This window comes from Anaplasma bovis, assembly GCF_036903315.1.
In the GTDB taxonomy this organism is placed as follows: Bacteria; Pseudomonadota; Alphaproteobacteria; order Rickettsiales; family Anaplasmataceae; genus Anaplasma; species Anaplasma bovis.
Window position 1 is genome coordinate 35,330 of record NZ_JAWLNY010000001.1, and the last position, 24,653, is coordinate 59,982.

Genomic DNA, 24,653 nt, shown 5'->3' on the forward strand with positions numbered 1-24,653 from the left:
CACCATGGATTGTTATGGATTAACTTAGGCCTTAGCACAGGTCTTGGCACGGAAAGCGGGACTTGATTAACACTTTCGCGCATGTCTACCTGGAACAATCTAGTTAAAATCTTAACCATTAATATACAACATAGTGTCACCAAAAGCAATCAGGCACAAGATAAAAAATAACTACAAGAAGGAGAAGATACAGAGCATCGAAAATGCCCGAAAGAAGACTCGAACTTCCACGACCAGAGGTCACTAGCACCTGAAGCTAGCGCGTCTACCAATTCCGCCATTCGGACGCATACTTAAATTCGGACACTTTAGCTGAGATACACCCAGTTTATCTAATTCATAAGTTGATTATTAAGTGTCACAAAGTATATTGGTGCAGTGTATACACAAAAAAGCCGTAATGGAAGAATTAGATACAGAGGAAACTCCTTTCCCCCAAGTTAGTGAGGAGGAATTGTGTGAAATCACAAAGAACACGTTACATAAGGCAGACGGTGGGGAGTTGTTTCTGGAGTTTTGTAATACAGAATCTGTGAGTATAGAGAACGGCATAATAAAGAATGCGGATTTTTCCCTTCGCAAAGGGTTTGGATTTAGAGCATTTTCTGAAGATGTAACTTTTATAGTATGTTCATCGAAGATAAACCTAGAGGAAGTGCAGAAAGCTGCATCTATTGTGAAGCAGTCGATCACATGTGCAAATAATAATAAAGCTGTAAATGTCGTAGATCTCTGTGTTACGCCTGATAGCAAAGTTCTTTACCCAAAGGATAACCCAGTCAGTGAGGTCTCATTTAAGAAAAAGGTCGGCATTTTACAAGATATTGATGCGTATATTAGGGGAGCCAATAAACATGTGGTGCAAGTAAAGGCATCCATAAGTACGCAGTGGCAAGTTGTGAAGATTATAAAGGGTGATGGAAAATGCGTAGGGGACACTAGGCCTTTGGTCAGATTAGATGTGCATGTCCTTGTAGAAAAAGGAGGAAGAAAGGAGCATGGCAGAGCGGGTGGAGGCGGCAGAGTTAATTGTTTTGAAGTAGTAAGGGAAGATAAGTGGAAGAATCTTGCGGACGAAGCCTTGAGGCAATCTCTTGTAAACATGGAGGCTAGGGCAGCTCCAGCAGGGGAAATAACAGTAGTTCTAGGGCCTGGATTTCCTGGCGTTCTTCTACATGAAGCTGTTGGACACGGTCTAGAAAGTGATTTCAATAGAAAAAAAGTTTCGGCGTTTTCTGAGGCTATTGGCACACGAGTTGCATCGAAGGGAATCACTGTTGTTGATGATGGCACGTTGCATGGCATGAGGGGATCTCTCAATATTGATGATGAAGGCACAAGCTCAAAGTACAACGTACTTATAGAGGATGGTATATTGGTGTCATACATGCATGATAATATGAATTCCAGATTGATGGGAATGTCTTCTACGGGCAATGGAAGGCGCGAAAGTTACCGTGATGTAGTTATTCCGAGAATGACGAACACGTATATGTTAGCTGGAACACATACGCCAGAAGAAATCATATCTAGTGTCAAAAGAGGTGTATATGCAGCGGATTTTTCGGGAGGACAAGTTGATATCACTTCGGGAAAGTTTGTATTTTCAGCCTCAGAGAGCTACATGATAGAAAACGGGAAAATGAGCTTCCCTATCAGAGGGGCTACGCTCATAGGAAGTGGACCAGATGTTTTACAGAAAGTGTCTATGGTGGGCAATGATTTGGCCCTAGATAGTGGCGTTGGTACATGCTCGAAAAATGGGCAGAGTATACCAGTTTGCGTTGGGCAGCCTACACTCAAAATAGACAGCATTACGGTTGGGGGAACGGAGATGTGACGCCCTGGGGTATTACCTGTTGACCCTAAAATGTATTATATCTCCATCTTGTACTATGTAGTCTTTACCTTCAAACCTGACCTTCCCAGCCTCCTTGCACCCAGACTCTCCTGAATAATTGATATAGTCAGCAAAGCTTATTGTTTCTGCCTTGATGAAACCTTTTTCAAAGTCTGTATGAATAACTCCGGCTGCCTTATATGCCGGAGTATTGGTTAATATTGGCCACGCACGAGCTTCATTCGGACCTATAGTAAAGAAAGTTATTAAATTCAACAACTTGTAAATGGTCCGTACTGCTATATCTATACCGGACTCCTTTAGACCCACTTCCTCCAAGAAAGCACTCCGTTCTTCTTCTGTATCTAGCGCCAATATATCTGCTTCAAGTTTTGCAGAGAGAGTACAATGGCACGCATCGTGTTTTGAGGCCATTTCTTGTACTGATGCAGAAAGTTTATTGCCTGTTGAAGCATTTATGTCCTCAACATTGCAAACGTACATTACTGGTTTTCCGGATAATAGGTGTAACTGCTTCAATATACCTTGATCAATGTCCTCATTTTTATGCAAGCTTCGCACTGGTTTGCCGCCTTCTAGCGTTTCCAAAACCTTTATTAAGGTATCCAACTTGCTTTGAGTCTCCTTTCGAGATTTCACTGCCTTTTCAGTGGTTATAATCTGTCGTTTTACGCTTTCCATATCAGCCAGCATGAGTTCCATTTCCACTATTTCAGCATCATGCACAGGGTCTACTGTCTGATTTACATGACTTATGTCACCGTCCTCGAAGCAACGAAGTACGTGCATTATCGCATCAACTTCTCTTATGTGTCCCAGAAACTTGTTTCCCAGTCCCTCACCGCTGCTAGCACCTTTTACTAATCCTGCAATATCCACGAACTCTATACTGCTGAAGATCACCTTCTGGGAATTGGCCATAGAGGCCAAGGTTTTTAGCCTATTATCTCGCACAAAAGTTGTGCCAACATTAGGTTCAATTGTACAAAATGGATAATTTGCCACCTCAGCAGCCGCACTGCGTGTTAGTGCGTTGAACAAGGTAGATTTCCCCACATTGGGTAAGCCTACTATTCCAAAATTCAGTCCCATCTAGTAGATACATGTGAAACAACAAAGTTCCTGATTCTAACACTTAAAAACACATAGCGATACCACATTATGTACCGGATAATTATCTAAGCGGTATCAACGTGTGACAGAATGTGAAACTTGTTGACACAAGGCCACCGCGTGTGCTGCTATACCCTCTTCTCTTCCTATGAAACCCAACTTTTCAGAGGTCACTGCCTTAATATTGGTGCGCGATATATCTAGTTGCAATAGATCTGCGAGAAACTGCTTCATTATAGGGACGTGTGGGGTTATTTTCGGAAACTCACACACTAACACTATATCGAAATTCAACACTTTATATCCTAGCTCGAGTACTTTTTTATGTGCGTGTAGCAAAAAGTGGGACGAATTTGCATTCTTCCACTCCGGATCGAGATCGGAGAAGTGCTTACCTATACCGTCTTCTCCAATGCATCCTAGCAGTGCATCTACCAGGGCATGAATTCCCACATCTCCATCCGAGTGAGCCCGTATTCTTTTGGTATGGGGTACTTTTACACCGCATATAGTTAGGTATGCATCAGAGCATACTTCTGGATAGAAGCTATGTACATCATATCCTATTCCTACTCTGAAGGGCATTAACAACAACTGGGACACTACCGCGAAGTGTAACTCATGCTAAAGCCATCCTCAATGTGTTTCTGCAACAAATGCAGTTTCCGAAGAGGCATTTACAAGCTCCATGCGAGATAAATAGTGCATTGCTCTTATAAGGTCATTCTGGGTTGTTATTTTGATGTTATCAACGTTGCCGCGCATAGTCGCTACTCGTAAGTTGCAATGCAAGGCTAGAGTGGAGTCATCTGTGAAGGGTTTCTCTGGTGTGAGGCTATAAGTTTTTTCGTGGCAATCCAGTATGTCCTTATACCTGAAGATTTGGGGGGTCTGAATTATGCAGGTACTCTCTCTTGGTATTGCGTTGGCAATGACATTATTCTTTATCACACCTACAGTTTCCGACAGTGGCATGACTGGGACAACTCCTACAGCATCAATCATGTGAGAGAATATTGCGTCCCTGGTAAAGATGTCAGCGAAGGGTCTGCATGCATCGTGGATGATTACAAATTCAGGATTAATGCCCTTGAGGCTTTGCAATCCAAGTCTCACTGAATCCTGCCTACGTGTTCCTCCAAAAGTTGGCTCTCTCAGTAACTGTCTAACATTTTTTGGCAGAGAAAGTACGGTATCCCTGTAGAAAGAGCTATGGTCTGGCTTTATAACAACTTGGATAGGGCAGTTATAAGGAGAAATCACACGTGTGAGCGTATGATGCAACAAGGAATACCCCCCTATGTTATTGTACTGCTTTGGCACGCACGAGCTTTCCATTCTTGTGCCATCACCGGCCGCAACAACTAAGGCGGTGAAAATGGGTATTGTCATATCTTCAACATATTACTATTATAAAGGGTTAAAATATTTACCTTTCTCTAGACTTGGCACTTACACTGACAGCAAGTTTATATACCATGACGCTGTAGTTTTGAGCCAGAACAAAACTAAGGGGGTAAAGAAAGTTATAGACTCTTAGTAAACTTTTTCTCGCTAGATCAATGGAGGGAGGAAGGGATGATTGCTGCTCGAATAATTTTGTATGTCACCCTGTGTGTAGTAGCTAAAGACGTTATGTCCGGCAATGATAGCAAGGTTACGGGTTCGTATTGTGAGATGAGGTAATTTATGGACGACGATGAAAGACTACCGCGCGCAGAAAGCCAACAGCAAGCACATGAGTGTTCAACAACTGAAGAAAGACAAAGGGTTCTTCCTGAGGACGAGGAAGAAGTAAGTATAGAGGGGGAAGCTCAGACTAATTATCGTGAACCCTCAATAATTGAGGATCCTGAAGAAGGAAGTACCTCTACTGAAGAAGAAGAGTCTATAGCTTCAAGTGCCATACGGGAAGCTGATTGTGAATTCGTAGAGCTTGCAGATCGTATAGGAAAGTTTTGCAGGATACAAGAGGCGCTAGGAGAGCATTTTGGCACGCCACAAAGGAATAAGTTCAGTGTAGTAACTGAATATGTACTAAGTGCAATGGCTTGTGCAGCGGTTATAGCGGCCACCGCCATAGTTTTAGGACGTAATGTAGATGCATTACGTAGACGCTTACCGAAAATCTTTGATACACCAACTATTCAGGGAATAGTACTTACAACATTATTAGTAGCCATAGCGCTGGGAATCATTGCTGGTGTGGGTTTGATTGTATTGAGAAATGCAGAAAGGGAAAGAAAGAGTAAGCTATTGCATTGGTTGCTAGAAGATGCAATGCACCGCGTAAATACCATGTCTGGCATAGATAAGAGAGTGCTTTCCGTATACACAAACATCCAAAGGGTCCAACATGACCTAGATAGAAGGGTTAGCTTTTTGGAAAATAGGGAATATGAACAGGACAGTGCCATTAATGATGTTGAAGATATGCAAAGGTACTACCGGGAGAGAATGGGAATGCTTGATGCAAGTTTTGCAAAACATTTGACGCAATTCAATCAACACGTAAGAGATATTGCCGGTCAGTTGGAGAGACTATTGCAAGCCACTGTGGATGAAACAAAAAGCACTGTAGGCGCGCTTGAAGAGCGCATTAACTCCAATGAGCTGGGCTATAAGCGATCGCATGAGGAAGTAATGAAGCGCTCCAGCACGCACTTAGATATGATACGTAATGCACTCTCAGATGCACTAGAGAAAATTAATGCAGGCTGCGAAGCTATGCAAACGCACGCTGCTCATACAAATTCTAACGTGGAAGCTATTTTGAGGAGTAACCTATCTGATGCAAAAACACTTATGGAAGATGTGATAAAACGCAGATGCGAGAACATGGAAACTATTTCGTACATGCTTAGTAATAGACATGCAGCAGCAGCTGCAGCGTGTATAACACTGTATGATATGTGTGAAAATATGAAGAAGGTCAAAAATTACCATGTTGCCCATAAGTATGATGGCATAAAGAAAAAGTTGGCATACAGCGGGTCACCAAGTGTGGCGCTGATGGACTTTTTCAATGCGCACTTAGTCAATGAAACAATAGTTATCTTATACGATAACCTGGCTACTGAACTTAGAAGTATAAGCTCCGTAGTGCCAGAATTGAAGGAGGCAATGAGTACGCGCACATATCTGGAACAACACGGTGAAAAATGCAGAAATGTTATTGCGAATTGTTGTAAAAAACTGCTTGGTTCCAGCGGTATACTCAATAAGAAAAAATACAGCGCAATGAAAACTAAGCTGGCAACGATCATGACCTTGCAGTTTCCTGAAGCACCAGAAACTGATGAGGCAATAAACGCCATAAAGGCTTGCGTCCCTTCACTAATGGTTTTTTCTCACGTACTGCAAATTGCGGAAAATATCGCACAGATGCATGAATCTTCTCAGGATATGTACGAAGGATTTTCTAGTGTGCAGTGCAATCTTGAGCAGGTATCTGCATTTTTGCAAACGCAGCAAACGGTTGGGTCAAATATTGAACTGACGGCAGAGGTAGAGCCCGTAAGGGGAGATACAGAAAGAGAAGCAACACAGGAGATATAGCGCGAGCTGCGTCGATAGACACTATTGAGTTGGTGATAAAGGTACAGAGGAGGATAGATTTTGCTTCCACACAAGTAACCTATCAGCGATGTCAGCGTCGAATAGCCCCAGTATAGATGCAGCCATGATAGCTGCATTGCCAGCTCCTGGCTCGCCTATAGCCATGGTAGCAACTGGAGTGCCTTTTGGCATTTGTGATATGGAAAGCAAACTATCCATACCGTCAAGACACTTTCCAGGTATGGGCACGCCAATAACAGGTATAGTTGTTAGGGAAGCAACCATACCAGGTAGGTGAGCAGCACCTCCTGCACCAGCAATAATAACTTTTATTCCTCGAGTGTTGGCAGATTTGGCAAAATCGTACAAACGTTCTGGAGTCCTATGTGCAGAAACTACCATTACCTCATGTTTTATAGAAAGCTCATCCAGAATTGCTGTTGCAGCGCTCATAACCGGAAAGTCTGACTTACTTCCCATTATAACTGATACGCGGAGTGCTTTGTCTGAGTGTTCCATTTCTTATTCCATTAGTGCCGATTCTATAGCGGTGAGCAGCGCTCCTGTACTCGTTATACCAGTTACCGGTGGATTCCTACCACCCAACACGGCCACAAACGGTATTTTCCCGTTGAAATATACGCCCTTACCTGTCAATGCATAAGCTAATTTGCCGTGATACTCAGGAGAAATTCTATACGGTGTGAAATTTACTGTGGAAAGATCCAGCAGAAAGGAAATCAACTTACTTCTGTTAGTATCTAGGGATATGATCACGGGGTTTACATCCTTGTACTTGCTTATAATCTTGACGATCTTCGGCATTTTTTCTACGCAATTGCTACACCATGAGGTATACAGCACTAAAAGTGTGGGAGAAGAGCCGATTGTTGAGACAACTTTATATAGTGACTCGTCTGAATCCATTTCGTGGATTCTTATATCTGATTTCTCCAGATCTTGTTCTGAATTGTCTATACTACCTATAAGAGCGAAAGAAGCTACTGCCAAGATACAGAAAATGGCTATGAAATATTTGTTGTACAACGCTTTTAAGGCCATAAGCATTCTCGGTACCGATATATATGATGCAATTATGGATGTGCATTGAGTAACTCACAAGATTTTTTGTAAGCTTCCCTTTAATATGCTAGCGGTACACACACAAAAGATAGAAACGCTGACAAATATCGTTAAGTGTAGATGCGCTCAATACGTGTTGACGCAGGTAGCGTTTCAGTGTTAGTACTTGCCCAAGAAGCACCGGAGATACAGACTTGATACTTTGGTGTGATTGGGTAGACTGTACTGGTTGGCGCGCTGAGTGGGGTATTTATGGTTAAAACACTTACAAAAGCTGGATTAGCCTGCAAGATAAACAGGGAGATAGGGTTGTCTAGGGAAGATGCGCTTGTAATTGTAGGCGAAATATTGGATGAGATGGAGTCTGCGTTAGTGAAGTCTGGTATACTGAAAATATCTTCTTTTGGAATTTTCAAAGTGCTAAGAAAGAAAGAGAGGATTGGTAGAAATCCAAAGACTTTAGAGAAATTTGTTGTAGCCGAACACAGTACGGTCACTTTTTGCCCGTCTGTTACCGTAAAAAAGATGATAAATAGAGAAGAGCTATAATGCGTGACTCCCAGTATTCTGACTCTCTGGAATGCAAGGATAAGATGTTCTACACGATAGGGGATGTTGCCGCTACCGTGGGGGTCAAGCAGTACGTGTTGAGGTTCTGGGAAAGTAAATTTCCTCAAATAAACCCTGTCAAACGAAGAGGTAGGAGGCTGTACAGCAAGAAGGACATAGAAGTAATCTTCCATATTAAGCACATGCTGTACGACATGGGATACACAATAAAAGGCGCTAAATTGGCTTTGCGCGACGCCAACAGAGAGTTACCCGAGCAGAGTACAAAATCGGAGAGCGTTCTGTCGGATTTGATTGGCGGTATGGTGGAAATTCGTGATATGATTGCCGAGAAACTGGGTGACGGAATGTAGCGCAGCCAGGTTAGCGCGTCAGTCTGGGGGACTGGAGGTCATGGGTTCGAATCCCGTCATTCCGACCAGGTGGGATGGTAAGCCACTTGCTGCCGCTTACCACGGCCCAGGAAAAATTCACCATTCCATAGGCCGCAGTAGCGTATTATTCATTAAGCGCTGTGGAGGACTACCACAAGAACAGACTGTCGTACAGAGCGTCTAAATGAATGTCGTCATCGAGGGCTTCTGTTTCATCCTTATTGTCTTCAGTTTTAGCATCTTCGCCCTTCTTCACCTCATCAGATGCACTAATGTCTGGTGCAGGAAGATCATACTGCGCTGAAACGTTATCAGTGTACTCGTCTGCGTTTGCTGGCTTATCAGTTATGTCTGGAGCAGGAAGATCATACTGCGCTGAAACGTTATCAGTGTGAGCGTCTGCATTTGCTGGCTTATCAGTTATGTCTGGAGCAGGAAGATCATACTGCGCTGCTTTGTCTGCAGTTTCATCCGAAGCACTTGGATTAAAATCGGAAAGTGTTATCAGATCATGAAAAGCCGCATCTGCAGCTGAAGAGTCTGCAATAGTGATACTTGGAGCTTCAGGATCTACGAAACTGTTAGCTACAGGTGCTGATTCGCCATCAACTTCTTGTGGCTCATCAAAAATGCCTAAGGCAGCATCGGCAAGAGTCATCAGGCCACGAAAAGCAACATCTGCCACGTCATCTGCTATATCAACTGCAGCGGTGGGTTTGAAAGCTTCAGGATCCACAAAACTGTTAGCCACAGAAGTTGGTTCGCCATCAACTTCTTTTGGCTCATCAAAAATGCCTAGAGCAGCATCGGTAAGAGTCATCAGACCGCGAAAAGCAACATCTGCCACGTCATCTGCTATATCATCTGCAGTGGTGGGGTTGGGAGCTTCAGGATCTACGAACTTGTTGGTTACAGGGGTTGGTTCGTTATCAACTTCTTGTGGCTCATCTTGCGGTTCGGAAACTTGAGAATCGGTACTCACTACTTTTGTGTCAAATATCTTTGTAATTTCATCCATCAGACGTGTTTCTTCCTCTGCAGAAGGAGCTTTTATCACAACTGAGGCTTTCATAAAATTTTCCAAGAAATCTACATGAATTTTGTTTACATAAGATTGCGGGAAATTAGCGTAAAAAGACTCGTCATACTTAATAAAGCTAACATTTCGAAGATCTTCGTCCTGATGCATTGTACTGAACTGAGCGAGCAAATTTCCGTTATCTATTGAGAAAGTGTCGTTATCAAACCTAATGTCAGTATCAAAATCAAGATTTGATGCAGTAATAACAGCGGTAAGGCTATCGTGGTGGTCATTGTGCTGGTCGTTGTAATCAAACATAGGTTGCTCCATAATACGTTGCAAAATGGTCTTTTACTTGCAGAACAATAGGTGCGGCAAGGTGTCACAGAGGAGCGCAAACCGCAGGGACAACACCCCTCCCTCTCTCGCGATGCCTAGCCTTAGGCACCACGCTACCTATAAGTTAGAGAATCTGTATACCAATATTCTTAATGAAGAATATCTATACCAATGTTCGGGCTTACCATATCTACTAAAGTCAATGCGTGCTCGGGAGTGAGATAAAAGTGTGCCGTCATGTAATTATCTTCGAAGTCCAAGTTGAGGCTTTCTAGTGAAGATCCCTGCAGTTCACCAAGGGATTCTTGGCCATGCAGTACGGTTAGGCACTGGCAGCACTGATGTTCTTCTTCCATTAATGGCTCAGGTTTACAGCCCATATGACTCCTGAACAACATTCCGTTGTTGTCTTCGATGGTTATGTACCCATCATCTACATCCAAGTGTTCTAAGATGTTGTTACTACTAACTTGAACACTTACACGGACCTTGTCATAATTTGTCATTGCGTTATGCCTATAAAACCGAAATCGCTGGAGTATAAAGTTCGTAGTATTAACTTTAGATTAACATACGATAGAAAAGGTTAACGCAATTGTGATACATCCATACGGTTTGTTATTACACAGCAAATCCTAAATTCTGCTAAGCTGGAACATACAAATTGCGAATACCGCATTATTATGCTAGAAGTGATCCGGACGGATGGCCGAGCGGTTTAAGGCACCAGTCTTGAAAACTGACGTACGTTAACGCGTACCGTGGGTTCGAATCCCACTCCGTCCGCGCATCCAAGGTGTCGTCTCCTAGGTCAGCCCTATAATCTTTCTTATCTCCTTTATATTAGCACTTGCAATCTCACGGGCAGCGTCACGCCCTTCTGAAAGAATGCTAGAAATATATGACTTCTCAGAAGATAACTCTTTTATTCTAGATCTTATGGGGGCAATTTCTTTTATCAATAAATCCGACAGTGCAGTTTTAAATTCACTTATAGTACTCGTTTCGAATTGTTTGCACACTGTTTCTGGATCCGAAGCCGATAACGAGGCAAATATGTTAACTAAGTTATTTAACTCGGGTCTTTCCAACAGTTCTTCAAAATTGAAGCCTATTATGCTATCTGTAGTAGCTTTTCTAATTTTCTTCACTATTAAATCGTCTGAGTCATCTAAATTTATCCTGGAAAAATCAGACGGATCAGATTTACTCATTTTTTTCTGTGCGTTTTTCAGACTCATCACCCTTGAAGTTGTATCGAAGGGTTGCACTACTGGTGCACGAAAATACTCAACATTATAAGCCGCATTAAAGGCTTTAGCTATAGCTTGCGCTAATTCAACATGCTGTTTCTGATCATTTCCCACGGGAACGGTATCGGCGTGATATAGCAAAATGTCTGCAGCCATGAGTACTGGGTAGCAGTACAGTCCCATAGAAGCCGACTTTTCACTCATCTTGTCCTTAAACTGCGTCATTCTATTCAGCCATCCTACGGAAGTAAGACAGCCCAGTATCCAGCACAGCTCTGTATGCTCAGGTATGTCGGATTGTAAAAACAACGTAGCTTTTGCAGGCTCTAAGCCGCAGGCTATGTAATTCGCTAATAAATTTTCAGATCTACTACGTAAGGACTCACCAGCTTCAGGACGAAAAGACGTTAGTGCGTGAAGATCCACTATGCAAAATAGGCACTGTCCGGTCTGTTGAAGGGCAACCCATCTGCGTACAGCACCAAGATAGTTACCTAAATGTAGCGAAGCATTGCTTGGTTGTGCAGCAGAAAATATAACCACGACGTTATCACGAATCTGACTGCTTAGAAACAACTACAGACGCCGGCCTAAGAACCTTTCCGTGCAGCATATATCCAATCTGTATTACTTCCAATACCGTGCCCGCAGGCTTACTGTTATCAACAACCTGAGTTACTGCTGCATGAAACCTTGCATCAAAAACTTCGCCTATGGGTTCGACCCTTGTTACGCCGTGTTTTTCTAGCGTTGCAACTAAGCCATCCCATGTCATCTTAACACCAGCATGCACAGCATCTTCGGGATTCAAGTTCTTTATAGAGGCCTCAAGGTTATCGCAAGAGGAAACCAAGTCGCGCGCAAAGCCCGAAATGGAAAAGACCTTTGCATCTGAGATTTCCTTTTGCATTAGCCGCTCTAGATTTTTGCTGTCTGCTACTGCTAAGCGCAGCTGGTTTTTCAAGCGCTCAACTTCCGCTTTGGCTTTTTCCAGCTCCTCGAGATTTGAAGCAATTTTACTGTGAGTTCTTCCCAAGCCTGCGGTGAATTTTCCACCACCTTCTAAGGATTTCTTTTTAGCGTCAGAAGCACCAGAACCCTCACTCTTGACACCACAGTCTCGCATACTACCTTCTTCTGTAGGAGAACCACCAGACTTGTGTGGGGCCCCGTGTTTTTCTTCCACCATAGCTCAAAAACTTTTACACACGAACGTCTAGATATATAGTGATTTTGTAGGTAGATTTCAAGAGTAAAAGCATTTCATATGTTTGGTGACGAAAGATTCATGTCCCTTGCCTTGAGGTTGGCTCGTAGGGGCCTAGGCAATGTATACCCGAATCCTGCTGTTGGATGTGTAATAGTGCGGAACAAAGTTGTTGTGGGTCGTGGATGTACCGGAGTAGGAGGTAGGCCACATGCGGAAGTCGTGGCGCTGGAACAAGCACGTGGCGCAGCAGATGGCGGAACCGCGTACGTTACATTGGAACCATGCTGTCATGAAAGGGTAACCGGTCCATGTACAGCCGCACTTATACAAGCTGGGATAAAAAGGGCTGTAATTGGAGTTCTGGATCCAGATCCTAGGGTTTCTGGCAAGGGGGTAGAGATCTTGAAAAAAGCTGGAATTCACGTCAAATATGGAGTCATGATACGTGAATGTGAGGAACTTAATGCGGGCTTCTTCAATAGTAAGACGCTAGCTAGACCATTGATAACTGTAAAACTAGCAACTACGCTGGACGGTAAGATATCGTTTGGTCCACAGGAGAAGGAAAGGTGGATCACCAACGATCTTACCAGGAGATGGATTCATAGGCAGCGTGCCATGTACGATGCAATAATGGTAGGAAGTAATACAGTTTTATGTGATGACCCAATGCTAGATTGCAGGCTTCCGGGGCTGAGTCAATACTCACCTGTTAGGGTAGTCATTGACAGAACTGGGAAGCTGAAGCAACGCCACAAGGTTGTGCAAACCTCCAACCTTATTCCTACATATGTCATTGTTGAAAGTACCAGTAAGTGCGACCTTGAAGGAGTAAAATATGTAAAGGTAAATGCTGGAGAGCAATTCCTGCACGATGCAATGTGTGCCCTCTCTAGCGAACTTGGTATAACGAGGTTGTTTGTAGAAGGGGGCAGTATATTGGTCACTGAGCTTTTGAAAAAAAGGTTGGTTGACAGACTAATATGGACCCGAGCAGGCAAACTTTCAGGTACGGTTGGCACAGATTCTATACTAGATATAGGGAATAATGGGGCAGGGGGGTACAAGCTGATAAAGACTGATAGTATGTCATTTCACGATGATACCGCAGACATATTTCGAGTAGTGTATGGGTGAAGGCATGTTACCATTGAGGCGCTAGCAGCAAAGAGTTGGAGGCTCAGTGCCCAAACAAGGTGGAGTCCAAGTTGTGAGATGAAACACAGCACCAACGTCAAGATATATTACAGGAACTGGCCACGAGTTTGAGTTTGACGTCTTGCATGCTTAGAGGCCAGACATCCCTTAATGAATGAGAGAAACAGTGGATGTGATTTGAACGGACTGGACTTGAATTCAGGATGAAACTGCACTCCAATGAACCAAGGGTGATCTGCAAGTTCCACAACCTCTAAAAGATTGTCCGCTTTCGCAACTCCAGTGACCAATAGGCCGTGTTGTTCAAGGACATCCCTGAACATGGGGTTAATGCCATACCTGTGGCGACAACGTTCTGCTGCTTCTGGCACACCGTATATGTCGAAAATTTTTGAGCCTTTTCTCAGTGAACACGTGTAAGCACCCAAGCGCATGCTGCCACCTACCTGATAGTCTTCACTGTCTCGTTCAAGCTCTATAACTACTGGGTTTTTGCAATTTGGGTCAAATTCTGTAGACCCCGGATTATCCAAGTGCGCTACATTTGACGCAAATTCTATAACTGCAAGCTGCATTCCTAGGCAAATCCCAAACATTGGGATGTTATTTTCCCGTGCGTACGTTATTGCTGCAAGTTTAGTTTGAGTTCCCCCATCTCCAAATCCACCAGGAATAAGTACTCCGTCTGCACAAGATAAATCTAATTCCGAAATTGGGGAACGTGAAGAGAGTAGTTCAATATTAACCTTTATTCCCGCATGAATTCCTGCATGCTTCAACGCTTCCATGAGAGAAGTGTAGGCATCTAAAGAAGTGACATACTTACCAACTACCGCCACGGTAACTTCTTCACCTACCTCAGCAAACATGTCTAGCACTCTAAGCCACTTGGACAAGTCAGGTTCAGCACTCTGTATGCCAAAATGTTTTAACACCTGTATATCCAACCCGTGTGCATGGTGCATGGTCGGCAAGGTGTATATGTTATCCACATCCAAAGCGGGAATTATGTTATCTTCCGGTACGTTGCAAAAATTCGCTATCTTTGCAGTCTGATATGCAGGCAGCATCGCCTTGCTCCTGTAGAGTACGATGTCGGGTTGAATGCCCAAAGAACTCAGCTCTTTCACGGAATGCTGAGTAGGCTTAGTCTTTAATTCTCCGACAGTGCCTATGTAGGGGACTAAAGTTAAGTGGAGGAAAATAACTAGCTCCTTGCCCAACTTATATCCTACCTGCCGTATTGACTCTAGAAATGGCTGACTCTCTATGTCACCCACAGTACCGCCTATTTCGCAAATAACAAAGTCAACCGCGTCGCTGTTATTCATGATAAAGGAAATTATCAAATCTATGACGTGCGGTATTACCTGAACAGTCTGACCCAAGTAGTCACCCCGCCGTTCTTTTGTAAGAAGTTGGTGGTATACACTTCCTGCAGTTATGTTATCCGAACGCGTAGTGTAAACCTCTGTAAAACGTTCGTAGTGCCCAAGGTCTAAATCTGTTTCTCCTCCATCTTCGGTCACAAAGACTTCACCATGCTGAGCTGGGCTCATTGTACCGGGGTCTACATTTAAGTATGGGTCTAATTTTCTGAGACGCACGCTGAATCCACGCGCCTGCAATAGCGCTCCCATTGTAGCAGAGGTAAGACCCTTGCCCAAAGAAGACACCACGCCACCCGTGATGAATATAAAGCGAGTAGGGGAGCTTTTTTTCATAAACTAGCTATTCAGAAGGAACTCCATTGAAGTCGTTGCTCAGCTCACTAGTCGTCGCCGCCTTGCCCACAACGTCAACACTACGCATATCCCTCGACCCCGTGCCTACGAGAAGCAGGGTATTCACTATAAAAACAGCCGCTACCACCGCTGTTAGCTTAGCAACAAAACTGGAGGGCGAACCTTTGCCGAAGACAGATCCCAAGTTGTACTGCGAGCCACCGAGCGCACTAAGCCCATCGGACTCCGGAGACTGTATCAAAACTAATAACACCAGTAAAAGCGCAAGAAAAACCTGCGCAACTATCAGAAACATGGGGCTAGCAGACCAACAACACTGCCGCAAGGCTATAACATTTGTCACCTCAGGTCAACATATTGCTACCAATATAGTAAGTGCTCAGGCAGTTATTTTAGGCAGTTGATAAGAACAATTTCCGCATGCCAGGGCACATTTACCAGTTATTCATTCGCAGTAAGAAGTTTGCTAATAAGGTAGATACATAATTGCTAGAAGTTTTAGTGAAAACCTCAATAAAGGGTATATATGTGTAATGCTAGTAGGGTAACCTGTTATTATGACTCGCAATGACAATATAGATGCGTTTCTAGAGTTATTGATATCGGAAAGAGGGGTATCTACCAATACGAGCGAGGGTTACAAATACGATTTGTACGATCTAGAAAAGTTCTTAAAACTGCGAAAGTCAACGATTCTTGAAGCTACCATCGATGATTTGCGCGATTATGTTAGGCACATGAGTTGGAAAAAGTACAGCTCCGCAACCATAGCTCGTAGAGTGTCATCCATAAGGGGATTATACAAATTTTTACGGAACGATAACATATTAGATACTGATCCGTCAGTTGATCTAGACACGTGTAGGCTGCATCGCGCACTTCCGAAAGTAATAAGTGTAGAAGAAATGTCTAAAATGCTGGAAACTGCGAGATTAGATGAGTCTGCAGAAGGTAAAAGGATCGCCGCAATAGCTAATGTATTGTACTCATCTGGAATAAGGGTATCAGAGTTGGTGCGTCTAGGATTCCACGAAGTTTCATCCATGTTACGTGAGCGCACACGAGATATAGAGCACCTTATAATAAAAGGTAAGGGTAGCAGAGAACGCCTAGTGTTGTTTAATGGCGTTGCTATGGGCAGTATTAAAGCTTATCTTTCGGTGCGAAAGGAGTTCATAGCAAAAGAAGATTCTGAATCTAAATGGTTATTTCCCGGGGCAAAGTTTGATCAGTGTATAACCCGACAGAGGGTGGGGCAACTGCTCAAACAGCTTGCCAAGGCTGCGGGTATTGACCATAGGAGAGTTTCACCGCATAAATTCAGACATTCCTTTGCGACACACTTGTTAAACAACGGGTCTAACATAGTATTCATTCAAAAAATGTTAGGGCATACAAACTTGTCTGCTACGCAGATCTACACGCATGTTGCGAATAACAAATTTCGGGAAGTTTTGCAGGAATTTCATCAGTTTTCCAAGCTGCACCAAGATGAATGACGAATTTTGCACAGTAGGCTATTGGACTACGAGCTTCCCGTCATTTAGTAGGTAAATTTTGTCAGCTCTTTTTGCTAAACTGTAATTGTGGGTAGCTATCAAGGCCGCTAAGTTTTTGGATTTTATGGCGTCGTACATGATTGAAAAAATGGCATGAGATACTTCTGGATCTAAGCTGCCTGTGGGCTCATCTGCAAGTAATAGATGTGGACACTTTACAAGGGCTCTTGAAATAGCGACTCTTTGACGTTCTCCCCCTGATAAGCTGGAGATCTTGTGTGTTATTTTGTCGCCTAACCCCATCTCTTGCAGGAGCGAAATTGCTGCAGGCCTCGAAGATTCCAGATCAAAACCGGAAATTTTCCTAGAAAGCATCACATTCTCAACTACAGAAAGCTCCTGAAGCAAATGATGAAATTGGTATACGAACCCTAAGTACTTTCTACGTGCCTTAGTACGCTGAGCATCGCTTGCAGGAGAGCATCTTTCTCCGTTTATTAGCACTGTGCCAGAAGTTGGTGTATCCAATAAACCAGCTATGTGTAACAACGTGCTTTTACCTGAACCTGAACTACCTACTAGTGCAACAAACTCTCCACGTTCTATTGTCAGGTTGATGTTATCCAAGATGGGAACTCTTTTTTCCTTATATTGCTTTACTATGTTTTGCAGTTCTAGAACTGAATTCACAACCAGCTAACTGTAAGGTAATAAGTTCTTAGATAAGGCGGGAACGGGAAAAAATCCACGTTTAATTTCGATTTGTTTATTGTTGATTAACCTAGAGTGTTGTAGTGCATACAAACACCGTAAAAGGCATGGTAAATATTCGGAAAGTAAACTACTCACAGCTATCAGGTTGTAAAGTGTCGAGCTTTAGTGCCGTCATATGATGCGAAAAAGGGCGCAATTCTAAATGGTTGCAGATATTTTACAATGAGTATATTCTGTGTGGCTCTGGAGTTTGTATGGGTGATTTTTTGGAAGGTAATGACAAGGAAGCGCTTGAGTTCCATCGTAGAAGAAGACCTGGAAAAGTTTCTCTGCTTCCTACTAAGCCACTTGTAACACAGAGTGATTTGTCGCTCGCGTATTCACCCGGGGTAGCTGCTCCTTGTCTGAAAATATCCGCAGATCCAGATGCCGTCTACGAGTACACCGCTAAAGGTAATTACGTTGCTGTCATATCAAATGGCACGGCTGTGCTTGGATTGGGGAATATTGGACCTTTAGCATCGAAGCCTGTAATGGAGGGTAAAGCAGTTCTCTTCAAACGCTTTGCTGATATCGATGCGGTTGATATAGAAGTGAACACCGAGAATGTAGACGAGTTTATCAATGCTGTCAGGTACTTAGGTCTAAGCTGGGGAGGAATAAACCTGGAAGACATAAAAGCACCTGAGTGTTTTGTAGTGGAAAAGCGTCTCGGGGAATTGATGGACATTCCCGTATTCCACGATGATCAGCATGGCACCGCTATAATAGCTCTCGCGGGGATAATAAATGCCCTGGATATCACGGGTCGTGTCATAAGAAATACCAAAATTGTTGTAAATGGCGCAGGCGCTGCCGGCATAGCGTGTGTTGAGATGCTGAAGTTTTTCGGTGTGCCTGAGTCTAATATAGTTGTCTGTGATCAGAATGGAGTTATCTACAAAGGTAGGCAACTCGGCATGAATGAGTGGAAGTTAAAACATGCCATAGAAACCAAGGACAGGGATCTTAAAGACGCGATTAAGGGAGCTGACATATTTATTGGGTTGTCAGTGCGGGACGTATTGAGCAAAGAGATGCTTCTGTCTATGAACAAGGAACCTATTATATTTGCTTTAGCAAATCCGTATCCAGAAGTTAATCCGGAATTTGCTCGCGAGGTTCGTCCTGACGCTATAATAGCGACGGGTAGGTCTGATTACTGCAATCAGATCAATAACGTTATGGGATTCCCTTATATTTTCCGTGGAGCGCTTGATGTTCGTGCTAGGTCCGTGACCAACGAAATGAAACTTGCGGTTTCTAAAGCAATAGCGATGCTAGCACGTGAGGTGGTTAGTGATGAGGTCTTAGAGGCTTATGGTAAAAACAGGATGCGTTATGGGAAGGAGTACATTATTCCCACACCGTTTGATCCAAGGCTAATATCTGTCGTGTCTCCGGCTGTAGCGAAGGCAGCTATAGAGTCTGGCGTTGCTAGGAAGATTATAGATGATTGGGACGGATATGCACGAGAGTTGAATTCTCGTATTTCGCCCACATCCAATGTATTGAACTTGATGTATAGCTCCATAAAGGGCACAGAAAAGAGAGTCATATTTTCTGAGGGAGAAGAAGTCAAAGTAATAAAAGCAGCTCTTGAATGGCACAGGCAAGGTTACGGTACCCCTATACTCGTGGGAAGAGTTGACAAAATTAAAGAGGGATTAGAATGCATAGGAGTCGACAGCCTGAATGGCGTCGAGGTGGTGAATGCTGCTATTTCTTCGCGTAACGATGTCTACATAGATCATCTATATGGCAGGTTGCAGCGTGATGGATATCTACATAGGGGTTGTGTTAGAGCAGTAAAGACCGATAGGAATGTTTTTGCTGCATGCATGTTAGCCTGTGGAGACGGTGATTCGCTAGTCACGGGGGTTACCAGAGGATATGCAGAATCTCTTTCTGACATAAGAAAAGCTATAGATGCAACAGGGGAAGTTTTTGGATTATCGATAGTTACAAAAGGTGACAGGACGCTTTTTGTTGCTGACACTTCTGTGAACGAATTTCCTACAGCAAAGCAATTAGCGGATATAGCGGTGAAATCTGCCACAGCCGTGAGGCGTATGGGTCACGAGCCTAGAGTCGCGTTCATTTCGTTCTCCAATTTCGGCAGCAGGACTCTCGAAGAGTCGGGCAGGATTAAGGAGTGTATGGCTATTATGGATAAAATGGGCCTAGACTTTGAGTACGACGGTGAGATGGCTATAGATGTTGCGCTAAAACCTGAATCTCTTGCGTTGTACAAATTTTGTAGGCTTAGCGGCATTGCCAATATTCTTGTGATGCCTGGTTTGCATAGTGCCAGCATATCAACCAAGTTACTGAAAGAGGTTGGTGGCGCAACGGTTGTCGGTCCCTTGCTCATGGGCATGAGTAAACCAGCGCAGATTGTGCACATGAGTGCTTCGGTTTCGGATATTCTGAGTTTATCGCTGCTTTCTTCTACGCTATACAATTCCCTGTAATTAGGGGAGATGTTGGTAGAGTCTTGATTTGCATGGTTTAATAATTCTCGTTCCCTTCAATACTGTTTTATATATTCTTAAATTGTTGCTGAATATAGTGAGGCAAGTGTTCGTGGTGTAAAATGAAACTTTGGCGGGGATGTTTTGTTGTAGCTCTTGTTGCGTTACTTGCAATAGTGGTTGCACCGTATGTTATTGACTGGAATGCCAGATACGGGGGATATGTATTTGAGCAATTAGGAGCTGCTGCCAGTGGAAGTGGAGCTTCCGTTAGAGCTTTAGGGAAGATGGAGGGGCGGTTCCTTACCCCTAAACTCACAGTTAACAACCTGTACTTTGAATGTGGAGAAGAACTTCGTAGCTGTTCTGGGGCGGTTTCTATCGAAAAGTTAGAACTGAATCTGAGCTTGGGATCCCTAATATTTGGCACTTTGGAAGTGAAGTCCATGGACATGCACGGAGTGCGTACTGATGTGCACAGCTTGAGCAATATGCTTCTGTCGAGTACTTTGGGTGCTGCGTATAAGATACGAGTTTTTGATTCTTCAATTGTTGCAGATAGTTCGGCAATTAGTGGTTCAAATCGAAATGCTGTTTACATTAGGAGTGGAGAAATAAAATCTAACAGCGGGAATTTCTTTGCTGATGCAGAGCTTATGATAGGGGGTAATAAATACAAATTTGTTTCTAAGCTCAAGACCAATGCTGGGAATAAAGTTGCAGATATTGAACTGACATCTGCAAACACGAGTATAGTGCTGCATGGGGATCAAAGTTTTCCTCTTTCAGAGGGAGAAAATAATCAGACACCTAGTAGCTTTGCTTGGTCAGTTAGTGCTAAGACGAGTAACATGTCTGAACTTGCTGAGGCGCTGGGTGTTGCTGGTGATGTTGATATACTTTCGTACATTACTTCAAGGGAAGGGCTCTCTTTAACCGCGGACGTGAAAAGTAAGGATAATGGCGCGTGGGAAATAAGTAACTTTGATGTAAAAAGCGCAAGTATCGAAGGAAATGCCAATGCAAACTGTGATAAGGGCCTGTCCTGTGACGCCAGACTTGCCTTTTCGTTGATAGACATAGATGACCTATTCGGCAAAGGGGTTGTGGACAGTGGGGACACATACCGTGCGTCTATCGGATCTGCTACGGGTAGGCGTGTCGCGGGAGTTCTATCAAATCTGGATATAAGATTTGGCTTAGATGTCAAAGAGATACGCTACAAGGGTAATACTTCTAAAAACCTAGTTGCAGATGCATACATAAAGGAAGGAAAATTGGCGATAGATAGGTTGTTGCTTGATTTGCCTGGAGTAAACAACAAGTTGTACATAAGTGGTGGCACACATAAGGAAGAAGGAGACATAGTCCCCAGGTTCACGGGGAAATTTAATGCCGAGGGGGAGGACGTAGATGAGATTTTGGAATGGATATTTCCCATACAGTACAGCAAGGTGGGAAGCGTAAGAGGCAATTTCGTTCTAGATAGTGACTTGTACATAGCTCCACGCGTCATTGCACTGAGAAACATAACAATGAGGTCCGGACGCGCGAATGCGATGGGAGATCTAAAGTACAAATACGGTAGGAGAGGAGGAACTGTAATAGGGAAGGTAGTTGTCAGCAACTTTACTGCAGATGTCTACAACTTTGACGAAAATTTTGACTTCAAGAGCAAGATGAAAGAGTTTACATGGCTCAGGAATATAGTTTTTCCTATGCAGTTGGCTGTAAAGTTTCGAGATTTCACCGTTGCTAATAGGCGCATAGGAGAGTTAAGCTTTGTGGCAGATGTATCGAATCGAAAGATTGGTATAGAAAGAATAAGATTTTCTGCGGTAGATAGTAAGGATAGCCCTTCGGAAGTTAGGGGTTACGCAGCGCTTACGTTGAGTAGTCAAGGGGTTAGACCAAGGCTGTTGTTAAATCTGGACAGCGAGCAATACAGTTCTGAATTTTTGTGGATTCCTAAGTTTGTTAATTACGAGTCTAAGGGCGCGAGTAACAAGAAGGATAAGACTTCTCAGTCTCAGAAATTCACGTGGTCAAAGTCTCCTATAGATTTGTCATGTTTCGAAGGAATGGATGGTAGCATAAACATCAAGATAAAAAAGATATTATTTGGGGATGCAACTATATCGGACTTTTCCCTACTATCAGCCTTGAAAGAGGGGATTATGTCTATTGACAAACTGGCCTTCCGCCAGGGAAAACATGGGAATGTTGATATAAGTGGTAATCTGGGAATGGGAGACATATCTTCCATATCAGTTGTCGTTTCAGCATCAAACTTGGCTATAGGAGGCAATAAAGAGCAAGATATACTGAAAGGAAACCTAAGTTTCAGTGGCACACTACAAGCCCAGGGAAAGAATGTTCTTGAATGGGTAAATTCTGTAAAAGGTAAGCTGAAGTTTGCTGCAAGGAGGTTTGATGTAAAGGGAGTTGACTTCAATGGGTTCATAACTGATTTGTTCAATACAGAAACCAAAGCCGAAGTTGCTTCTCTATCTAGGATATACTTGTACCGCGGAAATACTGTATTCGATACATTTGAGGGTGAAGCAAACATAGGAGATGGAAGTGTGGTGTCTTCACTGCGTTTTAGACTAGCAAGTGCTGTGGGTGCTGCATCTTTGAATTTATTCCTTCCTCAATTTTCCATTACGTCGCTTTGTAGGTTTTCGTTTATTCCCCCAGGAGATAAAACCCGTACTCCCGCGAGCATAGATATGAACATGCAAGGACACTTGTGGCAGCCTAATCCTACTTTTGACATAGATAAATTGTTTGCGCTATCACGCGCTTACGGGAAATAGTACGTGGATGGAAGGTTAATGTTATACCCAACGCATATTTGCATGTTAGGACGGTAAAAGGCTGATATTTGTTGAAACTATGGAAAGTGTCCTTTCCACAAGGAAATATTGTTGTTAATGCTAACTTTTTCAAGTATAAGGTGGATATATAGGCCTGTTCGGAGTTAAAGGAACCAGGTGATAGGCGTTTTTATAGACAACATGATAGTGTTGGTGGTGCTAGTGCCACTTTTAGCGGCTGTATTGTGTCCTCTGCTAAGTTCTAGAACTTGGCTAGTCCAAATAGTTTCCTGTTCTGCAGTTCTGTTCTCATTTGTGACTGCGTTAGTTTTGTTTTTTAATGTAAAAGCGGGTGGGCCCATAGTTTACAGGGTAGGAGGCTGGGACTTACCGTACGGGATAGAGTTAAAAGTGGATCTGCTAAGCGCAACAATGTTAGCGTTAGTGGGGTTCATTGGCGTAGTGAGTATTATTTACGGTATATACCCAAGCAACAAGGAAATATCTGCACATAAGGTGCCAAGGTTTTACGCTGTATTTCTTATGGCTTTTGGAGGACTCCTGGGAATTTTGGTATCTAATGATGCCTTTAATGTATATGTGTTCCTGGAAGTGGCTTCTATAGCTACATATGTTTTAGTAGCTATGGGAGGTGGTAAGGAAGCTTTGGTATCCGCCTTTGAGTATTTGATAGTCGGGACTATAGGGGCGACGTTTTACTTACTTGGTGTAGGGTTCTTATACGCTAACACAGGCACACTAAACATGGGTAGTATGTTTGCTATTCTACAAGATATACCGATGAACCGGGTGATATATGCAGGCATATTATTTGTAATTCTGGGCCTTATAATGAAGGCCGCCTTATTTCCCTTCCATGGGTGGCTTGTTAAGACGTATGCTGCTTCCCCCTCATTTATAGTGGTGTTTCTATCGGGGACCTCGACCAAGGTTATGATATACTTGGTCATTAGAGTTGTGTACAGCGTGTTTGGCAGGCAGCTTGTACTAGTATCTTTGCCATTTGGGAATGTCATGCTGGTTCTTGCTGCTGTGGCTATGATCGTGGCGTCCGTGTTTTCCATATTCAATGAAGATATACGTAGTGTTTTGGCTTATTCCAGTATTGCTAGTGTAGGGTGCATAATCTTTGCGGTATGTATAAACACTTATGCTGGGTTAGCAGCGGCTATTGCGTATATGGTGAATCATAGTGTGGTAAAATCTGCATTATTTATGGTGTTTGGGGGGATATCGTATCACTTCGGAAAGAGTGACGTCGGTAAATGTTTAAGTCTTAGCAGGGTTGTGCCCAGTATATCCGCGGCGTTTGTGTTGCTGTCTTTAAGTTTGGTAGGAATGCCCCCAACAGTTGGTTTTGTGGTCAAATGGCATATGCTGAGCTCTTTTGCTGATGCGGGAGCCTGGGTTGGTCTTGCGGCACTGTCGATGGGATCTGTGTGCTCGGTAATATACACGTGGAAGGTTGTAGAATACCTGTACTTTTCCCCTAGGATGGTTGATACGTGTGCAAACGATATATCTGTCAAAACTCCGTACGCTATGACGTCGTGCATCTGGGTTATGGTTGTTCTTGGGCTGGCAGCTGGTGCATATCCACTGCCTCTAACTTCAATATCGGAGCAGATAGCTGCAGACCTGTTTTCTGCGTGCCAAGGCTAGAGTTCTAATTTAACCGCGGCCGCGACCTGTATCTTTGCCCACAGGTGTAACTACGGACTCAACTCCGAGTACTTTTTTATCTGTGGAAACTTTCTTCTCATCCGGACGCACTGCAAGTTCAGGAGGAGGTGAAGAGCTTT

Annotated in this window: 21 protein-coding genes and 3 tRNA genes; 11 read left to right on the forward strand and 13 right to left on the reverse strand. The window is 43.4% G+C overall.

What is annotated here, in order from left to right; translation table 11 throughout:
• Positions 1 to 204 precede the first annotated feature (204 nt).
• Positions 205 to 287, reverse strand: a tRNA-Leu gene (locus R4I06_RS00165).
• Positions 288 to 400: 113 nt separating this feature from the next.
• Here R4I06_RS00165 and tldD point away from each other — a divergent pair.
• Positions 401 to 1,840, forward strand: coding sequence for a metalloprotease TldD (tldD, locus tag R4I06_RS00170; RefSeq protein WP_334413499.1), 1,440 nt, complete (start codon positions 401 to 403; stop codon positions 1,838 to 1,840).
• 12 nt (positions 1,841 to 1,852) lie between these two features.
• Here tldD and ychF read toward each other — a convergent pair whose 3' ends face one another.
• From ychF to R4I06_RS00185, 3 genes are all read right to left on the reverse strand, one after another.
• Positions 1,853 to 2,953 carry a redox-regulated ATPase YchF gene (ychF, locus tag R4I06_RS00175; protein WP_334413475.1) on the reverse strand — a complete coding sequence of 367 codons (1,101 nt, stop codon included), beginning with the start codon at positions 2,951 to 2,953 and terminating at the stop codon, positions 1,853 to 1,855.
• A gap of 96 nt (positions 2,954 to 3,049) precedes the next feature.
• Positions 3,050 to 3,559, reverse strand: coding sequence for a 2-C-methyl-D-erythritol 2,4-cyclodiphosphate synthase (gene ispF, locus R4I06_RS00180; RefSeq protein WP_334413476.1), 510 nt, complete (start codon positions 3,557 to 3,559; stop codon positions 3,050 to 3,052).
• 51 nt (positions 3,560 to 3,610) lie between these two features.
• Positions 3,611 to 4,366 carry an IspD/TarI family cytidylyltransferase gene (locus R4I06_RS00185; protein WP_334413477.1) on the reverse strand — a complete coding sequence of 252 codons (756 nt, stop codon included), beginning with the start codon at positions 4,364 to 4,366 and terminating at the stop codon, positions 3,611 to 3,613.
• Positions 4,367 to 4,663: 297 nt separating this feature from the next.
• On the opposite strand from R4I06_RS00185, the gene R4I06_RS00190 reads away from it, so the two are divergent.
• Positions 4,664 to 6,532 (forward strand): hypothetical protein, encoded by a 1,869-nt coding sequence (locus R4I06_RS00190; RefSeq protein ID WP_334413478.1) that lies wholly within the window; start codon positions 4,664 to 4,666, stop codon positions 6,530 to 6,532.
• A 21-nt stretch (positions 6,533 to 6,553) separates the two neighbouring features.
• Here the strand turns inward: R4I06_RS00190 and purE are convergent, their stop codons facing one another.
• Together purE and R4I06_RS00200 are read right to left on the reverse strand one after the other, a co-directional pair.
• Positions 6,554 to 7,051, reverse strand: coding sequence for a 5-(carboxyamino)imidazole ribonucleotide mutase (purE, locus tag R4I06_RS00195; protein WP_334413479.1), 498 nt, complete (start codon positions 7,049 to 7,051; stop codon positions 6,554 to 6,556).
• A gap of 3 nt (positions 7,052 to 7,054) precedes the next feature.
• Positions 7,055 to 7,594, reverse strand: a complete 540-nt coding sequence (locus R4I06_RS00200) for a TlpA family protein disulfide reductase (protein ID WP_334413480.1) — start codon at positions 7,592 to 7,594, stop codon at positions 7,055 to 7,057.
• A gap of 273 nt (positions 7,595 to 7,867) precedes the next feature.
• On the opposite strand from R4I06_RS00200, the gene R4I06_RS00205 reads away from it, so the two are divergent.
• The 3 genes from R4I06_RS00205 to R4I06_RS00215 all read left to right on the forward strand — a co-directional run bounded on the left by R4I06_RS00205 (position 7,868) and on the right by R4I06_RS00215 (position 8,606).
• Positions 7,868 to 8,164 carry an HU family DNA-binding protein gene (locus tag R4I06_RS00205; RefSeq protein WP_334413481.1) on the forward strand — a complete coding sequence of 99 codons (297 nt, stop codon included), beginning with the start codon at positions 7,868 to 7,870 and terminating at the stop codon, positions 8,162 to 8,164.
• Positions 8,164 to 8,538 (forward strand): MerR family transcriptional regulator, encoded by a 375-nt coding sequence (locus R4I06_RS00210; protein WP_334413482.1) that lies wholly within the window; start codon positions 8,164 to 8,166, stop codon positions 8,536 to 8,538. Before R4I06_RS00205 ends, R4I06_RS00210 begins: the two co-directional genes overlap by 1 nt.
• Positions 8,529 to 8,606 (forward strand) — tRNA-Pro (locus tag R4I06_RS00215). The genes R4I06_RS00210 and R4I06_RS00215 overlap by 10 nt, the downstream gene beginning before the upstream one ends.
• Positions 8,607 to 8,707: 101 nt before the next feature.
• On the opposite strand, the gene R4I06_RS00220 is transcribed toward R4I06_RS00215, so the two are convergent.
• Entirely contained in the window at positions 8,708 to 9,898 is a 1,191-nt protein-coding gene (locus R4I06_RS00220) for a hypothetical protein (RefSeq protein WP_334413483.1), read from the reverse strand.
• A gap of 170 nt (positions 9,899 to 10,068) precedes the next feature.
• The gene (locus R4I06_RS00225) at positions 10,069 to 10,425 is read right to left on the reverse strand and encodes a hypothetical protein (RefSeq protein ID WP_334413484.1); all 357 of its coding nucleotides are present in this window, start codon (positions 10,423 to 10,425) and stop codon (positions 10,069 to 10,071) included.
• Positions 10,426 to 10,618: 193 nt separating this feature from the next.
• Between R4I06_RS00225 and R4I06_RS00230 the strand changes: the two genes are divergently transcribed.
• Positions 10,619 to 10,705, forward strand: a tRNA-Ser gene (locus R4I06_RS00230).
• Between the two features lie 20 nt (positions 10,706 to 10,725).
• Here the strand turns inward: R4I06_RS00230 and trpS are convergent.
• Positions 10,726 to 11,715, reverse strand: a complete 990-nt coding sequence (gene trpS, locus R4I06_RS00235) for a tryptophan--tRNA ligase (protein ID WP_334413485.1) — start codon at positions 11,713 to 11,715, stop codon at positions 10,726 to 10,728.
• Between the two features lie 7 nt (positions 11,716 to 11,722).
• On the reverse strand, positions 11,723 to 12,361 hold the full coding sequence (locus R4I06_RS00240) for a nucleotide exchange factor GrpE (protein WP_334413486.1): 639 nt from the start codon (positions 12,359 to 12,361) through the stop codon (positions 11,723 to 11,725).
• 78 nt (positions 12,362 to 12,439) lie between these two features.
• Between R4I06_RS00240 and ribD the strand changes: the two genes are divergently transcribed.
• A complete protein-coding gene (gene ribD / locus R4I06_RS00245) occupies positions 12,440 to 13,519 on the forward strand; it encodes a bifunctional diaminohydroxyphosphoribosylaminopyrimidine deaminase/5-amino-6-(5-phosphoribosylamino)uracil reductase RibD (RefSeq protein WP_334413487.1) in 1,080 nt (359 codons plus the stop codon).
• A 107-nt stretch (positions 13,520 to 13,626) separates the two neighbouring features.
• Here the strand turns inward: ribD and R4I06_RS00250 are convergent, their stop codons facing one another.
• Together R4I06_RS00250 and secG are read right to left on the reverse strand one after the other, a co-directional pair.
• Complete coding sequence (locus R4I06_RS00250; RefSeq protein ID WP_334413488.1) at positions 13,627 to 15,264, reverse strand: CTP synthase; 1,638 nt, start codon at positions 15,262 to 15,264, stop codon at positions 13,627 to 13,629.
• Between the two features lie 7 nt (positions 15,265 to 15,271).
• Positions 15,272 to 15,580 (reverse strand): preprotein translocase subunit SecG, encoded by a 309-nt coding sequence (gene secG / locus R4I06_RS00255; RefSeq protein WP_334413489.1) that lies wholly within the window; start codon positions 15,578 to 15,580, stop codon positions 15,272 to 15,274.
• Positions 15,581 to 15,842: 262 nt separating this feature from the next.
• Here secG and R4I06_RS00260 point away from each other — a divergent pair, with 262 nt between their 5' ends.
• Positions 15,843 to 16,784, forward strand: coding sequence for a tyrosine recombinase (locus tag R4I06_RS00260; protein WP_334413490.1), 942 nt, complete (start codon positions 15,843 to 15,845; stop codon positions 16,782 to 16,784).
• A gap of 18 nt (positions 16,785 to 16,802) precedes the next feature.
• Here the strand turns inward: R4I06_RS00260 and R4I06_RS00265 are convergent, their stop codons facing one another.
• The gene (locus tag R4I06_RS00265; protein WP_334413491.1) at positions 16,803 to 17,474 is read right to left on the reverse strand and encodes an ABC transporter ATP-binding protein; all 672 of its coding nucleotides are present in this window, start codon (positions 17,472 to 17,474) and stop codon (positions 16,803 to 16,805) included.
• Between the two features lie 278 nt (positions 17,475 to 17,752).
• Between R4I06_RS00265 and R4I06_RS00270 the strand changes: the two genes are divergently transcribed.
• The 3 genes from R4I06_RS00270 (at position 17,753) to R4I06_RS00280 (ending at position 24,513) form a co-directional block, all read left to right on the forward strand.
• Positions 17,753 to 20,011, forward strand: a complete 2,259-nt coding sequence (locus tag R4I06_RS00270) for an NADP-dependent malic enzyme (protein WP_334413492.1) — start codon at positions 17,753 to 17,755, stop codon at positions 20,009 to 20,011.
• A gap of 122 nt (positions 20,012 to 20,133) precedes the next feature.
• Entirely contained in the window at positions 20,134 to 22,830 is a 2,697-nt protein-coding gene (locus R4I06_RS00275) for an AsmA family protein (RefSeq protein ID WP_334413493.1), read from the forward strand.
• A 177-nt stretch (positions 22,831 to 23,007) separates the two neighbouring features.
• Entirely contained in the window at positions 23,008 to 24,513 is a 1,506-nt protein-coding gene (locus tag R4I06_RS00280; protein WP_334413494.1) for a proton-conducting transporter transmembrane domain-containing protein, read from the forward strand.
• The last annotated feature ends 140 nt before the right edge of the window (positions 24,514 to 24,653 follow it).

Excerpts from the sequence above, each read along its gene's own strand:
- R4I06_RS00240 (WP_334413486.1), bottom strand. The coding sequence starts at position 12,361 with ATGGTGGAAGAAAAACACGGGGCCCCACACAAGTCTGGTGGTTCTCCT.
- ribD (WP_334413487.1), top strand. The coding sequence starts at position 12,440 with ATGTTTGGTGACGAAAGATTCATGTCCCTTGCCTTGAGGTTGGCTCGT.
- purE (WP_334413479.1), bottom strand. The coding sequence starts at position 7,051 with ATGGAACACTCAGACAAAGCACTCCGCGTATCAGTTATAATGGGAAGT.
- secG (WP_334413489.1), bottom strand. The coding sequence starts at position 15,580 with ATGTTTCTGATAGTTGCGCAGGTTTTTCTTGCGCTTTTACTGGTGTTA.
- R4I06_RS00225 (WP_334413484.1), bottom strand. The coding sequence starts at position 10,425 with ATGACAAATTATGACAAGGTCCGTGTAAGTGTTCAAGTTAGTAGTAAC.
- R4I06_RS00220 (WP_334413483.1), bottom strand. The coding sequence starts at position 9,898 with ATGTTTGATTACAACGACCAGCACAATGACCACCACGATAGCCTTACC.
- R4I06_RS00250 (WP_334413488.1), bottom strand. The coding sequence starts at position 15,264 with ATGAAAAAAAGCTCCCCTACTCGCTTTATATTCATCACGGGTGGCGTG.
- R4I06_RS00275 (WP_334413493.1), top strand. The coding sequence starts at position 20,134 with ATGAAACTTTGGCGGGGATGTTTTGTTGTAGCTCTTGTTGCGTTACTT.
- R4I06_RS00185 (WP_334413477.1), bottom strand. The coding sequence starts at position 4,366 with ATGACAATACCCATTTTCACCGCCTTAGTTGTTGCGGCCGGTGATGGC.
- R4I06_RS00270 (WP_334413492.1), top strand. The coding sequence starts at position 17,753 with ATGGGTGATTTTTTGGAAGGTAATGACAAGGAAGCGCTTGAGTTCCAT.
- R4I06_RS00210 (WP_334413482.1), top strand. The coding sequence starts at position 8,164 with ATGCGTGACTCCCAGTATTCTGACTCTCTGGAATGCAAGGATAAGATG.
- R4I06_RS00200 (WP_334413480.1), bottom strand. The coding sequence starts at position 7,594 with ATGGCCTTAAAAGCGTTGTACAACAAATATTTCATAGCCATTTTCTGT.
- R4I06_RS00190 (WP_334413478.1), top strand. The coding sequence starts at position 4,664 with ATGGACGACGATGAAAGACTACCGCGCGCAGAAAGCCAACAGCAAGCA.
- tldD (WP_334413499.1), top strand. The coding sequence starts at position 401 with ATGGAAGAATTAGATACAGAGGAAACTCCTTTCCCCCAAGTTAGTGAG.
- R4I06_RS00260 (WP_334413490.1), top strand. The coding sequence starts at position 15,843 with ATGACTCGCAATGACAATATAGATGCGTTTCTAGAGTTATTGATATCG.
- R4I06_RS00205 (WP_334413481.1), top strand. The coding sequence starts at position 7,868 with ATGGTTAAAACACTTACAAAAGCTGGATTAGCCTGCAAGATAAACAGG.
- ychF (WP_334413475.1), bottom strand. The coding sequence starts at position 2,953 with ATGGGACTGAATTTTGGAATAGTAGGCTTACCCAATGTGGGGAAATCT.
- ispF (WP_334413476.1), bottom strand. The coding sequence starts at position 3,559 with ATGCCCTTCAGAGTAGGAATAGGATATGATGTACATAGCTTCTATCCA.